Source organism: Hyalangium versicolor (assembly GCF_020103695.1).
Taxonomy (GTDB): Bacteria; Myxococcota; Myxococcia; order Myxococcales; family Myxococcaceae; genus Hyalangium; species Hyalangium versicolor.
In genome coordinates this window covers 105400-119435 of sequence record NZ_JAHXBF010000032.1, presented here as the reverse complement: position 1 = coordinate 119435, position 14036 = coordinate 105400, and the positions used below count along the sequence as shown (strand labels likewise).

Annotated in this window: 12 protein-coding genes and 1 tRNA gene; 4 read left to right on the top strand and 9 right to left on the bottom strand. The window is 67.8% G+C overall.

The genetic code is table 11. The annotated features are described in order from the left end of the window. Window positions 1-568 precede the first annotated feature (568 nt). The 4 genes from KY501_RS44700 to KY501_RS44685 form a co-directional block, all read right to left on the bottom strand. Window positions 569-1075 carry a retron system putative HNH endonuclease gene (locus KY501_RS44700; protein ID WP_224370718.1) on the bottom strand — a complete coding sequence of 169 codons (507 nt, stop codon included), beginning with the start codon at window positions 1073-1075 and terminating at the stop codon, window positions 569-571. Between the two features lie 29 nt (window positions 1076-1104). Continuing rightward, on the bottom strand, window positions 1105-2466 hold the full coding sequence (locus tag KY501_RS44695) for an AAA family ATPase (protein ID WP_224370716.1): 1362 nt from the start codon (window positions 2464-2466) through the stop codon (window positions 1105-1107). Between the two features lie 42 nt (window positions 2467-2508). Further along, the gene (locus tag KY501_RS44690) at window positions 2509-2670 is read right to left on the bottom strand and encodes a hypothetical protein (protein ID WP_224370714.1); all 162 of its coding nucleotides are present in this window, start codon (window positions 2668-2670) and stop codon (window positions 2509-2511) included. 168 nt (window positions 2671-2838) lie between these two features. Further along, window positions 2839-2915 (bottom strand) — tRNA-Pro (locus KY501_RS44685). 238 nt (window positions 2916-3153) lie between these two features. Between KY501_RS44685 and KY501_RS44680 the strand changes: the two genes are divergently transcribed. Next, a complete protein-coding gene (locus KY501_RS44680; RefSeq protein ID WP_224370711.1) occupies window positions 3154-3549 on the top strand; it encodes a response regulator in 396 nt (131 codons plus the stop codon). A gap of 15 nt (window positions 3550-3564) precedes the next feature. Here KY501_RS44680 and rpe read toward each other — a convergent pair whose 3' ends face one another. Further along, on the bottom strand, window positions 3565-4233 hold the full coding sequence (gene rpe / locus KY501_RS44675) for a ribulose-phosphate 3-epimerase (RefSeq protein ID WP_224370709.1): 669 nt from the start codon (window positions 4231-4233) through the stop codon (window positions 3565-3567). Window positions 4234-4413: 180 nt separating this feature from the next. Between rpe and KY501_RS44670 the strand changes: the two genes are divergently transcribed. Both KY501_RS44670 and KY501_RS44665 read left to right on the top strand, forming a co-directional pair. Further along, window positions 4414-5919 carry an HD family phosphohydrolase gene (locus KY501_RS44670; protein ID WP_224370707.1) on the top strand — a complete coding sequence of 502 codons (1506 nt, stop codon included), beginning with the start codon at window positions 4414-4416 and terminating at the stop codon, window positions 5917-5919. Between the two features lie 95 nt (window positions 5920-6014). Continuing rightward, window positions 6015-6419, top strand: a complete 405-nt coding sequence (locus KY501_RS44665) for a hypothetical protein (protein ID WP_224370705.1) — start codon at window positions 6015-6017, stop codon at window positions 6417-6419. Between the two features lie 54 nt (window positions 6420-6473). Here the strand turns inward: KY501_RS44665 and pyk are convergent, their stop codons facing one another. From pyk to KY501_RS44645, 4 genes are all read right to left on the bottom strand, one after another. Beyond that, window positions 6474-7907 carry a pyruvate kinase gene (gene pyk / locus KY501_RS44660; protein ID WP_224370703.1) on the bottom strand — a complete coding sequence of 478 codons (1434 nt, stop codon included), beginning with the start codon at window positions 7905-7907 and terminating at the stop codon, window positions 6474-6476. Window positions 7908-8007: 100 nt separating this feature from the next. Further along, window positions 8008-8835 carry a hypothetical protein gene (locus KY501_RS44655; RefSeq protein WP_224370701.1) on the bottom strand — a complete coding sequence of 276 codons (828 nt, stop codon included), beginning with the start codon at window positions 8833-8835 and terminating at the stop codon, window positions 8008-8010. Between the two features lie 78 nt (window positions 8836-8913). Continuing rightward, on the bottom strand, window positions 8914-9471 hold the full coding sequence (locus KY501_RS44650) for a YkgJ family cysteine cluster protein (RefSeq protein WP_224370699.1): 558 nt from the start codon (window positions 9469-9471) through the stop codon (window positions 8914-8916). Next, complete coding sequence (locus KY501_RS44645; RefSeq protein WP_224370697.1) at window positions 9468-10928, bottom strand: NFACT RNA binding domain-containing protein; 1461 nt, start codon at window positions 10926-10928, stop codon at window positions 9468-9470. Before KY501_RS44645 ends, KY501_RS44650 begins: the two co-directional genes overlap by 4 nt. Window positions 10929-11273: 345 nt before the next feature. On the opposite strand from KY501_RS44645, the gene KY501_RS44640 reads away from it, so the two are divergent. Continuing rightward, window positions 11274-13982, top strand: coding sequence for a DUF7948 domain-containing protein (locus tag KY501_RS44640; RefSeq protein ID WP_224370695.1), 2709 nt, complete (start codon window positions 11274-11276; stop codon window positions 13980-13982). Window positions 13983-14036 lie beyond the last annotated feature (54 nt).

Here is a 14036-nt window from a genome sequence, read left to right as displayed (position 1 = left end):
TCTCAACTCCTTCGTTCCTTCAATCGTCCGTCCCATGCATCCTCCCGCCAGCCATTCGACTGGGCAGGGCACGGTACGGACCTTCTCCAGGTCAGATCACGCACGCTTGCCGAAGGGACACGGTGATCCCCGAGCGCCAAAAGTCCCCGGAGGTCGTGGCACCCTCGTGCGCGAGGAGCGAGAGAGCGAACACAGGGTACGGTCATCAGGGGGGAGTGGCCGTAGGTCGTCCAGGACCGGAGATGGACTCCTCCAGGTGGGCCCCAAAAATCTTGAGCCCACCCCCAACAACCGGGATCCATGAAGGGGCCGGGCCCCTGAAAAATGGACCTGCGGCAAGGCAACCCCCCGTCCCCCTGGGGGTGGGGGCCTTGTCCGGATCCGATAGCCCTACCAATAGGCGAGAAACCTTCCGAGGCCAAGAAGAGCCGTCAGAACGAAACCGAGTTGCAATTGCAGGCTTGTTACTCCATGAGCTTGCCGAGCAGTTCTGTAAGGCCACGAAAGTTAGGGTCGTCGTTGACGGTCCTTGACAGTTTCCTGACAACTGGCGCCCCGTGCCGCGCGATCACATCGTAGATCTCGTTGCCGGCGGGATCCTCCATGTCTTTGGGCGTCCAGACGTGGATCCAGCCTCCTGCGAGAACGCCCAAGAGAAACTGTCCGATGCGCTTGGCTTCGTCACGGACGCCAGCCTGGTCACGGGGTCGAAGTCGAAGGAGAGATGGGTGGCCGGCTCTTCCGCGCACGGATTGACGAGCGGGCCTTTATCGGCCTTGAGAGGGAACTCATCTCCCTTGTGCTCGCTGCCATTGCACACGCCACAGGCGAGCAGGAGGTTGGACCAGTCGAAGGCCTTATTTGGGTACTTCGACTTTGGCCGGAAGTGCTCGATGTGGGGGTAGTCGATGTGCAGGATGAAGCTCTCGCAGTAGGCGCACTTGCCGTGGAACGCGGTCTTGAGCGCGGCCTTGATGTCGTCGTGCCGGTAGCGGCTCAGCGCCCGCTCACGCTCCTCGGGTGTCGTCGCCCGCGCGAGAGCCTCCAGCCACCGTTTCCGGTTCCGGGGAATCACGCGTGGAACCCGGCCCCGGTTGACGCGAATCATCCGCGACCCTCGCGCTGGAGGGTCATCTCGATGTATGCGTCCAGCTTCGCTTCGAGCGAACCCGGCTCGGGCGGTCCGCCCAGGGGCCGAGCCTTCTGCATGAACGCGCGCAGCTCGTCCAGCTCCCGTTCCTCCGCCCGGCTGTGCTTCTTGCGCTTTCGAGTCAGCGTGTCGTAGCGCTCGATGCGTCGAGCGGTCTCCGGCGAGTACGGAGACAGCTGACCGAAAGCCTCGCTCTCGAGGATGCGGTCCACGCTAAGGGCGGCGGGGGTCACCACCTGTTCGACCCAAGTGAGGGCATCCTCATCCTCAAGCGCCTCCAGCGTCAACCGCAGCGTCAGCGCGTCCTCCCCGGCGCCTGCGGCGACGAAGGGGCTGTGGGTGGCGACGATGAACTGGAGGTTTGGGAACTGGTGGCGCAGCCAGCCAGCGATGTGCCGCTGCCAGCGGGGATGCAGATGGATGTCGAGTTCGTCGATGAGCACGACGCCCTCCTCGTGGAGTGGCGACTTGCTTTCGGGAAAGGCCTGGATGAGGCGCCACACGAGGTCTCCCGCGAGTGCGAGGACGCTCCGGTAGCCGTCGCTCATCGCGAGCGTGGGAACCTTGAGGCCTCGAACGTCGAAGAGGATGCGTCCCTCTTTGGAGACACTGTCGAAGCGCGTGCCCTCCGGGAGCATTCGGTTGATGGCATCGATGCCGAGCTGCCGCTGTTGGCGGGCCCGGCTGGCGTCACGCGTGCTCTTCGCGATGACGTAGTCGAGGTACACCACCCACCGCTCGAAGGTGGAGAGCGGCTCGTCCTCGTTGAACTGGGTAATGAAGTTCGTATAGCGGGCCTGTGGCTCTAGTGCAGGGACCACGAGTCGGCTGGAGCGCGTCAGCCGGCGGAATGGGCCATACCCGGCGGCGAACCAGCCAGGGCTTCGGGAGGAGAAGGCATTTTTCCGCAACCAGTTCAGGGACGGTGAGAGCTTCTCCAGGATGGTGGGCTCGGTAATGACGCTCTTGCCAATGCGGAGGTTCTCGCGGCCAGTGAGCAGCAAGCCGACGTCGAACGCCGAGGACTTCTTCCTCGGCGGACTGCCTGGATCCCTGCCGCCCTTACGGAGAACGACCTTGAGAACACCAGGGTAGGACTCGTCCCGGACCCAGCCGATGGGACGGGGCAGCAGCGTCTGGGCACCCTCGGGCCCGGCCAGGAGCAACGCGAGCGCCTGGAGCAGCGTGCTCTTACCGCCACCATTCTCCCCCAAGAGCGTCACCCAGCGGTACGGCTCGTTGCGGTGGCGCAAGAAGGAGATCTCCTCCTCCTCGAAGCTGCGGATGTTCTCGATCAGCAGGCGCTCGACCCACATGGCGTCTGGTCCTCGGTGGCTTCGGCTCGACGAGCTTCGCTCCTACCACGGATCCAACGAGGCCAACGCCCAGAGCAACCGGAACGCCTCGCGGCCGTGAACCCGCGCACTCCCCCAAGAGGAGGCGGAGCCCGAGGAGACGAGCCCGTCATTTGCCGCGACGGTGGAGGAGTCGAAGAAGGAGAGCACGCCACGATCGGACACCCCTCCCCCTCAACCCCCCTCCCATTCGCCCTATGCGTCCTGAGCACGGCGGCCAAGTCGGGGACCATCCGGATGCTGGAAGGGGACGAAGCAGGGAGCCCAAAATGGAGACGGGCTGGAGACCCAGAAGGCCTCCAGCCCGTAACCGAATGATTCTGACTGCTTTGATGGTCGGGGAGACAGGATTTGAACCTGCGACCCCTTGGTCCCGAACCAAGTGCTCTACCAGGCTGAGCCACTCCCCGATATCCACTGCCCCCTGCCGTGCACAACTCTCGGGTCGGCAGAAGCGGCGGCGGATGTACCCGACCCGCCCGGCTGAGTCAACGTCTCAGGATCACCTTTTCGTCCCCTTCTCACCCCTTGATAGCCTGGGGTTCCTGTCACCCCACGGGTCCTCGTCCACCCGGTCGCCTCTCTTGCAACCCTTCGAAGTTGCTCAGTGTGGCCCCAGGAACGCTCCTTGCTGGGCCTCCGGGCTGCATGACCACGCCCCTCGTCCTGATCTCCGATGATGAGCCCTTGCTCGTGTCCGCCCTCGCTCGTGAGGGGCGCCGATCAGGGCTCACCTGCCTCACCGACACCACCGCTGACAACGTCCTCGAGCTGGCGCGCAAGCACCACCCCGCCGTCATCATCCTGGACATCTATCAGCGCCGCGATGGCCGCGATCTCCTCGCCCAGCTCAAGCAGGACCCGGAAACGCGCGACAGCAAGGTCGTCATCCTCAGCGCCGTCGAGGACCAGCACATGCGCCACCAGTGCTTCGAGCTCGGCGCCGATGCCTACGAGGTGAAGCCCTTCAACGTCACCTTCATGCCACGCATCGCCCGCCTCGTCGCCGCCAGCACCCAGGCCCCGTCGCCTCCCTCGGCCTGAGCAGCCACCTCGCCCTCACCCCCGCTGGGATTCCGGGCGCAACGAGCGGATCGCCTGCGCGTAGTCCTTCGAGCCGAACACGTGCGAGCCCGCCACCAGCACGTTGGCGCCCGCCTCCACCACCCGCTTGGACGTCTCGGCGTTGATGCCGCCGTCCACCTCGATGTCCACGTTCAGCCCGCGCGCGTCCAGCATCGCTCTCAGCCGCCGAACCTTGTCCACCGCGCCCTCGATGAAGCGCTGTCCCCCGAAGCCCGGGTTCACGCTCATCACCAGCACCATCTCCACGTCCCCCAGCACCTCCTCGATCGCCGACAGCGGCGTCGACGGGTTCAGCACCACCGAGGGCTTCGCCCCCACGTGCCGGATGTGCTGCAGCGTCCGATGCAGGTGCGGACTCGCCTCCACGTGCACCGTCAGGATGTCCGCCCCCGCCGATGCGAACGCCTCGATGTACTTCTCCGGCTCGACGATCATCAGGTGCACGTCCAGCGGCCGGGTCGCCACCCGCTTGATCGCCTCCACCACCACCGGGCCGATCGTGATGTTGGGCACGAAGCGGCCATCCATGACATCCACGTGAATCCAGTCGGCTCCCGCGGCCTCCACGGCGCGGACCTCCTCTCCCAGGCGGCTGAAATCACAGGACAGGAGCGACGGAGAGATGAGGACGCGGCGAGTCATGGTGGGTTCGCTTCATAACCGCTCCGGGTTTCCAACGGTACCTTGCATTCCTGGCATGCACCCCGCGAGTCCCCCTGCTATCCAACCAGCGGGGCAGCCAGGCAGGCCGGCCCCTTCCTCGTCGTGCTACAACGGGGTGCCTTCCCAGGTACCGCCCACCACCTCTGGAGTCGCTCCCAGGTGCTCTACACGTCCGACGAACCCGCTCTGACCCGCCGTCTGCAGAAGCTCACGTCCATCCTCGACGTGACCAAGGCGATGAGCGCCGAGCGAGACCTCGAGCTGCTGCTGCCTCTCATCATCTACGAGGCCTCCAAGGTCGTCGAAGCAGATCGCTGCTCGCTCTTCATCCTCGACCGCGAGCGCAATGAGCTGTGGAGCAAGGTCGCCCAGGGCCAGAAGAACGAGATCCGCCTGCCGGTGGGCAGCGGCATCGCCGGACAGGTGGCCTCCACCGGCGCCACCATCAACATCCCGGATGCCTACGCGGATGATCGCTTCAACCGCTCCTTCGACATCTCCAGCGGCTACCACACGCAGACCATCCTCTGCGTGCCCATGCGCGACGCCAACGGCGAGGTGACAGGCGTCATCCAGGCCCTCAACAAGCGCAGCGGCCGCATCTTCGACGCAGAGGACGAGGAGCTGCTGCTCGCCCTGGGCGCCCAGGCCGCCGGCGCCATCGAGAACGCCCTGCTCCACAAGGAGATCAACAAGCTCTTCGAGGGCTTCGTCTCCGCCTCCGTGGTGGCCATCGAAGCGCGAGACCCGAGCACCGCCGGTCACTCGGGCCGCGTGGCCAACCTCACCGTGGAGATGGCCCAGGCGCTCGAGCACCTCGCCACCGGTCCCTACGCCAGGACCCGCTTCACCGCCGTGGAGATCCAAGAGCTGCGCTACGCCTCCCTGCTCCACGACTTCGGCAAGGTGGGCGTGCGCGAGCCGGTGCTCGTCAAGGCCGAGAAGCTCTACCCCCATGAGCTGGATCAGCTGCGCGCCCGCTTCCAGATCGCTCGCAAGGATCTGCAGCTGCAGAGCTACCGCCGCCGGCTCGCCGCCGTGAAGCTGCGCGGAGACAAGGCCCTGGCCGAGATCGACGCCGAGGAGGATGAGCGGCTCCTGAGCGAGATCAAGCAGTTGGACGAGGTGTTCGAGTTCGTCCTCACCTGCAACCGCCCCACCGTGCTGGCCCAGGGTGGCTTCGAGCGCCTCAACGAGATGCGCAAGCTCACCTTCAACGATGCGCACGACCAGGCCAAGCCCCTGCTGCTCGAGAACGAGATCCGCTCGCTCTCCATCGCCCGCGGCACGCTCTCTCCCGAGGAGCGCAAGGAGATCGAGAGCCACGTCGAGCACACCTACCGCTTCCTCTCGCAGATCCCCTGGACGCGCACCCTGCGCCGCGTGCCCGAGATTGCCTACGCCCACCACGAGAAGCTCGACGGCACCGGCTACCCGCGCGCCATCCCCGGCAAGGGCATCCCCACCCAGTCCAAGATGATGGCCATCTCGGACATCTACGACGCGCTCACCGCCTCGGACCGGCCCTACAAGAAGGCCGTGCCCCACCAGTTCGCGCTCGACATCCTGGGCAAGGAGGCCAAGGCCGGCCAGCTCGACGGCGAGCTGCTCACCGTCTTCATCGAGGCGGAGATTCCTCGCAAGGCCCTGGGCTCGGTGAAGTAGACGCTGCGCGTCATGGCAAGAACTGGCGCTCAGCCGCAAGCCTTTGGCGCCCTGCCACAAATCGGTTTGCGGTGCCGAGGCAAGATGGACCGGTCATGGTCCACGCGCTGTTCACTCAGCAGTTCGTCACGCTCTCGGGCGACAAACAGCGGTTCCACGATGTGATGCGCGACAGCTTCGGCGACGGGTATGACGCCCGGAAGGCCGAGCGGTACCGCCAGCAAGCGCTCCAAGGAGACTTCAGCTGGCTGCCTCCGGTGCGCTGGGTGGACTCGCAGATCCTCCTGGGCGCCCGCGGCGCGTACTACCCCGAGTTCGGCACCGTGTTCCTCGACCGTGCGCTGCAGCGCTTCCCGTCGCTCGCGGCGGCCACCTTCGCCGAGGAGGTCGGCCACGTGCTCGACTCGCTGCTCAACCCCGAGGATGCGCAGGGCCACAGCGGCGTGCAGTTCCGCCGCATCCTCGATGGCTCGGGGCTGGTGCAGGCCCGCGTCGCCTGATTCGCGCCGCGGACCTGATCCTGCTCCACCCCACCAGCTCACATGTGAGCCGGCTCAGCCCTGGATGGTGTGCAGCCGCAGGCTGTTGATCTTGCCCGGCTGCCCCACCGGCGCTCCGAAGACGATGACGATGCGATCGCCCGGCCGCGCCAGGCCCCTCGTCAGCAGCTCCTCCTCCACGCGCTTCACCATCGCCTCGGTGTCCTGGATGGGCTCCAGCACGCGCGGCACCACGCCCCACAGCAGCGCGAGCCGGCGGCGAACCTCCTGGTTCGGGCTGAAGGCGACAATCGGCACCGGCGGCCGGTAGTGCGCCAGCAGCCGCGCCGTCACACCCGACAGCGTGAAGGCCGCGATGAGCGTGGCGCCGCTGGCCTGGGCCGCCTGGCACGCCACCCGGGCAATCACGTCCGGGAAATGCGCCGGCAGTCCGAGCGGAGCCTCGATAACCCGCCCCAGGCCCTGCTGCGCCCGCGCCGCGGACTCGGCCGCCAGGACGATGCGCTCCATCATCTGCACGGACTCGATGGGGTACTTGCCGCTGGCCGTCTCGCCCGAGAGCATCACCGCGTCCGCCCCGTCGAACACCGCGTTGGCCACGTCGCTGGCCTCGGCGCGCGTGGGGCGCGGGTTCTCGATCATCGAGTTCAGCATCTGCGTGGCGACGATGACGGGCAGGCCGCGCAGGTTCGCCCGGCGGACGATGTCCTTCTGGACCGCGGGCACCTCCTCGGGAGGAATCTCCACGCCCAGGTCACCGCGCGCCACCATCACCCCGTCCGTCTTGTCGAGGATGGCGTCCAGCCGGGCGATGGCCTCCGGCTTCTCCAGCTTGGCGATGATGGGCACCGTGCGGCCCACCTCGGCCATGGCCTGGCGTGCCGTATCCATGTCCGAGGGCTGGCGCACGAAGGACAGCGCGATGAAGTCCACGCCCGCCTTGAGGCCGAAGATGAGGTCCTCGCGATCCTTCGGCGTCAGCGCGTCCGCGCGCACCGCCACGCCCGGCAGGTTGATGCCCTTGTTGTTCTTCAGCGTGCCGCCGACGATGACCTGGGTGCGCAGCAGCTGCTTCTTGTCCGTCTCGATGACCTTGAGCTCCAGCAGGCCGTCATCCAGCAGGATGCGATCTCCCGGGTTCACGTCCTGCGCCAGGAGGGGGTACGTGGTGGAGACGATGTCGTCGGTCCCCTTCACGCTCTCGTCGGTGGTGATGGAGAAGGTGGCCCCTTCCTTCAGCTCCGTGCTGCCGGTGATGAAGCGTCCGGTGCGGATCTTCGGGCCCTGCAGGTCGCCCAGGATGCCCACCGCCTTGCGGACCTTCAGCGAGGCCGCGCGCAGCTTGGCGATGTTCTCCGCGTGCTGCTCGTGGCTGCCGTGGGAGAAGTTCAACCGGGCTACGTCCATCCCAGCGTCCAGCAGCGCCTCCAACATCTCCTGACTCTGGCTCGCGGGCCCCAAGGTGCAGACAATCTTCGCTCGTCGCATAGGGGCAGGGAGGATGGGGGGTGCACCGCCCTGGGTCAAGCACGCAACGAGGGGCCTCCGCTCGGTAAATTGGTAAAAGAGCGGCCGGGCGGAGACGGGCTCAACCCCGGAGGAGCACGCTGAGATTTTCCCGCTCCCAGCGCAACGCCGCTGCGTAGTGCGGGTAGGCCTTCTCCCGATCCCGGAACGCCCGCGGGTGGTGCACCCGCCGACCGCTGCGGCCCGTGCTGGGGAAGAGCTGGTGCAGCATCTCGTGGAAGACGATGAACTCCACGAAGAAGGACGGCACCTCCGGCCTGTCCAGCGCCGGGTGGATGCGGATCTCCCGCGTCTGGTGATCGTACACGCCCAGGCGGATGGACTTGCGACGACGCCGAGGCGGCATGCGCCCCCAGCCGATCCGCGCCTGGATGCCGTCCTGGAAATAGGTGCGGTTCACCGACTCGAAGAGCAGCTGCAGATCGAAGCAGCGGCCCACCGGGTTGAGCTCCGCATCTGAATCTCGGCGGAACTGGCGGATGCGCGGCTGCTGGCCCCGGATGTACTCGTCCAGCACGCCTCCGGCGCTCCGGTGTCCCCGGCCCGCGTAGTCCGCTACCGCGCGCAGCACGGGATCCGGTGCGTCCAGGAACATGTGGTGCAACCGCAGTTGCAGCACGTTGCCACCGCGCCGGAAGGACACCATCGTCGAGCGGTTGTCCGTCACCGCCAGGCGAACCGGGATGCCCAGATCCGCCGAGAGCCTCCACGCCAACGACTCGGCTCGGGAGAAGAGCTCGTCCCGCTCGCTGACGATGCGCGGGGCCTCCTCGACCAGCCGGTTGCGCACGGGCGGCTGCGGCTGTGCCGGCGGCGGTGCGGGCCTCAGCGAGGCCGCGGGGCTACCGGACAGCGTGAAGAGCGACATCTGGCGCGGGTACTCGTTCATCCGTTGCCCAGCATCGTACCCGCCAACCCCACGGACTCAAGAGTGCCAAAGCCCGGTTGCCTCCACTCCGTCAGACCGTCAACCGCGACCATGGCTTCGCGCCTCCTCGGCGAGCTGCGCTCCCAGCGCCTCCACCGCCTCGTGCGTGGTCCCAAATGCCGCCAGTACGTCCTCCATGGACTCGGCTTCCTCCACGGCCAAGCATGCGGTGCCCTCGGCCCGCGCCACCGCGAGGTCTCCATAGCGTCCCACCGTGAGGCTCCAGCTGCCATCCGCCCACTTGTCGAAGGGGTAGAGCCGGCAGGCAATCGGACGAACGTCCATGGGGAGCGTGCAGCCACGCGTGCGATCGAGGAACACGCAGGCCCCAGCCCGAGCCAGCAGCGTGGTGCGCACCGGGCCCCGGCGGAAATAACCTCGGTAGAGCGGCCAGCGGGCCTCGAAGTCCGCGGCACCAGCCTCGGAGACGCCCTCCTCTTGGGTGAAGCGCCGAGCCGGGAGCCCCGTGTGCGCGACGATGCGGGCGATATCCGCGCGCGTCACCATGGCCAGGTGCTCATGCGGGGACGGCTCGCAGCACGTCTTTCCCAGGGCCTTCGCGCAGCGCGCGCAGGCAGGGCTCTGGAAAGGCTTCATCCGAGCGATGGCTCCGCGTGGCGCGTCTTCAGCAGGCGCTCGAGCCGCTCGGGCTCCATGCGCACCATGAACGTCTTCTCGCGGCTGAACTGCACCTGGCCGGGCGCTCCTCCCTTCAGCTTGCGGACGAACTTCACCGGCACGTAGCTCACCTCGCCCCGCGGCTCGCCCTTCGCCCCCGAGTGGTGGAGCGCCAGATGCGCGGCATCCAGCAACACCTCCTGGGCCACCTCCATGCCCTTCTCCAGCGGCACCACCACGTGGCTGCCTGGCTGCCCTCGCGCGTGCAGCCAGAGGTGGTACGGCTTTGCCACCTTGAAGGTCAGCGCGTCATTGTCCTCCGAGCCCCTCCCCACCCAGATGCGCTGGCCGCCGTGGCCCTGGTACTCCTTATAAGGACGCCCTTCCTGCGGGCCCTCCTCGGAGGCGGGCCCCTGCAGAACCTCCACCTGGGACAGCAACGCCGCCTCGTCCATCTTCTCGAGCTGCACCAGCGCCGCCTCCGCGTGCGCCACCTCTCGCGCCAGCTCCGCCTCGCGCCGCCGAGCCGACTCCACGCCTCGCAGCAGCCGCTTGTACTGGTGGAAGTGCCAGTCCGCCTCCTCCTTCGGCGACCGCTTCGGGTCCAGCTTCACCTTCACCTCCTCCACGCCCGTCTCCGTATATGCCGTGAGCGTCACCTCCGTGGCGCCTCGACGCACGCGGTGGAGGTTCTGCGTGAGCAGCTCGCCCACGCGCCGGTGCTCCTCCGCATCAGGCCCTCGCGCCGCCTCCGCTCGCACCTTCTCCAGCGTCCGCCCGGAGCGCTTCAGCCGCGCCCGGTACGGTTGGACGAGGCGGCGGCGGATCGACTCCGCCCGGCTCCTTCGATCTCGCTCTCCCAGCAGCCGCTCGGCGGCCTCGGCGTAGGGCGCGAAGTCTCCGGCCACCGGTTGCAGACGGGAGGCCGCGCTCCGGGCCTTCTCCAGCGCCTCGGGTGTCAGCGGCTCGGGCGGCATCCACTCCGCCCCCGGATGCAGGCTCCGCCGCTGCGCGAAGCCCTCTCCCGAGAGCATCAGCACCCGGCCACTCTCGCTCAACAGCGCCATCCCTCCCGGACTGGACAGCTCCAGCACCAGACGCCGCGTCCCCTCCTCTTCCTTGTGGAACTCGAACACCACCACGCGCTCAGCCTCGCGCCACGTGGCTCCCTTCAGCTTGAAGCCCGTCAGCTCCTGCCGCAGCCAGCGCTGGAAGGGGGCCGGCTCTCCCGGCGTGGGAAAGCGATCGGCGGCCACCGAGACGCGGGACAGCTCCCCCTCCGCGCACAGGCACAGGAGAAAGGAGCGCCCAGGCACTCGCAGCTCCAGATATGCCAGCCTCGGCAGCGGACACCAGGCCTTCTGCGCCACCGCTCCCGCCAGGCGCGAGCCCACCTCCGCCACCACCTGCTCCAGCTCCGTGGGACGAAGTGACATTCCGACGCTCCTCGACACGATCGTCTCGGGTGGCAACAAGCTCTCGCAAGGCCACCCCCGGGTTCAGTCCACCCAGGCTAACTCAAATGAGGACCTCCCAACCCAGGAGCGTTCCCCTGTCGGGCGCGGTTTGCGCCACCTGGTATGCTGGTCCCACCAGTTGCGCACTGGCTCGCCCGACATGGGCTGCCCCGGGACCTCCTCGCTGGTCTCGACGTGTGTCCGAGACAAAGCCCCTGCCGAGGCCCCCCCACCCTGTGTGGGTGGCGTAGGCCATGCACTTCGCGGTATCCCAGGTCCGTGGACCGGGCTCCGAGAAATGATGAGCCTGGGGGGAGGCGTCTCATGTCTCTGGGTGTACTCGGCGGTCTTGCCGCAGGTCTTGTCTTGTCACTGACCGCTTCGGATTCCTTGGCGAGCAAGGCTCCTCCCGCTCCGCCCGGGCCGCCGCGCTCCGCAGCCATGGTGGCCCTCATCGCCCCCCAGCCGGACTCACCGGGGCGCTACTCCATGCAACAGCCCCGGGCCCGCACGCTCTTCCACTCCTCGGGCGTCACGATGCAGCTGACGCCTCCCCACCGTCCCGCACGCGAGTTGCGCTGGGGCCTGGCGGGAGCATCCTCCGTGGAGCCCCAGCCTCTCCAGCCGCGCCAGGCTCGGGTCCACCGGTTCGTGGGGCCTCGCGAGTCCTGGAAGACGGACCTCCCCACCTGGGGCGCCTTGTACTACCCGGGTGTGGCTCCCGGAGTGGACCTCTGGCTCGAGGCCCAGGAGGCCGGAGTCGCCTACAGCCTGCGAGCCGCACATGGCTCGGACCTGCGCCAGGTGCGGCTCGAGTGGCACAGGGCCCAGGCGCTGCGCATCACCGAGGGCGGACGCGCGCTCGAGGTGGAGCTGGCGGATGGCATCGTGCGCGAGGACGGGCTGCGCTGCGGACAGGAGCGCGCGGATGGCACATCGCTCGATCTGCCCTGCCGCTACCGCGAGGCACGGCTCAAGAGCCCAGGCCTCTGGGAGTACGTCATCGAAGTGGACGTGAAGGAGCCCGGGGCTCCGGTCTGGGTCGATCCCATCATCCGGTGGAACACCTTCGTGGGTCAGCAGAGCAATGACGCGCTCGCGGGGCTTACCGTCCTCGACCCCTCGGGTGAGGTCCTCCTCGTCGGTTCGAGCAGCGACGAGAACGGGGGGCCCGTCGGCGCCCAGGGTGGCGGCGTAAACCAGCCGGGCTCCCTCTCCGATGTGGTCGTCGCCCGCTACAACTCCGACGGATCCATGCGCTGGACAGCGGTCTTCGGCGGCAGCAAGGACGACTTCGCCCGAGTCCTCGCCGTCGGCAAGAACAACGATCTCTTCGTGGCAGGCACCACCGCCTCGCAGGACCTCCCGAGCTCGACGGGGATCCTCCAAGGCCCCACGGACGGCTTCGTTGCCCGACTGGGCTCGACGGGCACCCCGCTCTACTGGGTCCAGCGCGTGGGGGGAATCGGTGACGAGGACATCTACTCCCTGGTCCTCGGACCAGACGACAAGCTGTACGCCGCGGGCTCGACCACCTCGCCCAACGGCCCTGCCTCGGACGGCGGCGTGTCCAAGGGCAAGAAGGACCTCTTCGTCAGCCGGCTCGACAGCGTCACCGGCGCTCTCGAGAAGACGATGGTCCTCAGCGGCAGCGGGAACGAGGAGGCCTTCTCCATCGCGAAGGACCCGACAGCCTCAACCCCCGTCCTGTACGTCACCGGCTACACGGAGTCGCCGGACTTCCCCCTGAGCCTCCCCAAGGAGCCCCCCATCGAGCTGGACGGTGGGCGCGACGCCATCGTGCTCAAGCTGGCCCCGGATCTCTCCGCTCCACTCTGGGGGACCTTCATCGGCGGGCATGGCCAGGACGAAGGCCGGGTCATCCAGCAGCTGCCGCCCACCCGCCGCCTCATGGTGGTGGGTACCACCCACTCCGGTGACTTCCCCAATGGTGGCAACCCCGTCCCAGCCAATGCCAATGCGTTCGTGACCAGTTTCGACCCCACCACGGGCCAGAAGAACCTCTCCCTGGTGGTGGGGGGTTCCGGGGATGACGAGGGGCTCGCCCTCGCGGCCGGCAACTTCGACACCTTCTTCGTGGGCGGGAAGACCACCTCGCCGGATCTCCCCGTGTCGCTCGGGTTCGACAAGGAGATCAGCGGCACCGAGGGTTACGTCCTCCGGATGGCCCCGGACGCCGGCACCTTCCTCCCCGAGTGGGGCACCTATGTCGGCGGTTTCCTGGAGGATGAGGTGCGGGCGCTGGCCTCCGGCCCGGACGATGAGCTGGTCATCGGGGGCGTGACGCGCTCCTCGGAGATGCTGGACAACCTCTCCCAGAGCGGGGACGACCTCACCTACTCGTTCGGCGACGAGATGTTCGTCATCTCCATCGACGCCCATGACCTCACGCCCCCTGTCGGCACCGTCAAGGACGGCATCTCCGGGGACACGGACAAGCAGGAGTCCAACGAGGCCGTGCTGGCCAACTGGAGCTTCGTCGACAACGAGAGCGGCATCGACGGGTACCGGTTCGGCGTGGGCAGCGCACCGGGCTGCACGGACATGGCCCCCTTCCGCTCCGTCGGCCGGAACGTGTCCATCACGCTGACCTCGACGCAGGGAGAGATTCCTCCCCTCACGCCCGGCACCTGGTACTTCGCCACCGTGGAGGCGAAGAACACGGATGGGCTGACCGCCACCGTGTCCTCGAACGGCGTCTTCGTCCTGCTATCAGACGGCGGGCCTCCCACCATTCCCCCGCGTCCACCCCCCGGAACTCCCTGCCCTGGCCAGCAGCCAGACGGGGGAACCCCTGATGGCGGAACCGATGGCGGAACCGATGGCGGAGCCGACGGAGGCACGACGGATGCGGGAACCGACGGGGGAACGCCGACGGGGGACGAAGACGGTCCGCACTCGCCCGTGGGCTGGCAGTGCGGTGCGACCGGTGGCCCCGCCGGGCTGGTGCTGCTGCTCATCGTGGCGCTTGGCCTGCGTGGTGCCCGCCGCCAGAGCGGAACCGGCCGCTGAACCCCGCAAATGAAAACGGCTCGGCGGAGTCCGCCGAGCCGTTCACGGGTATCA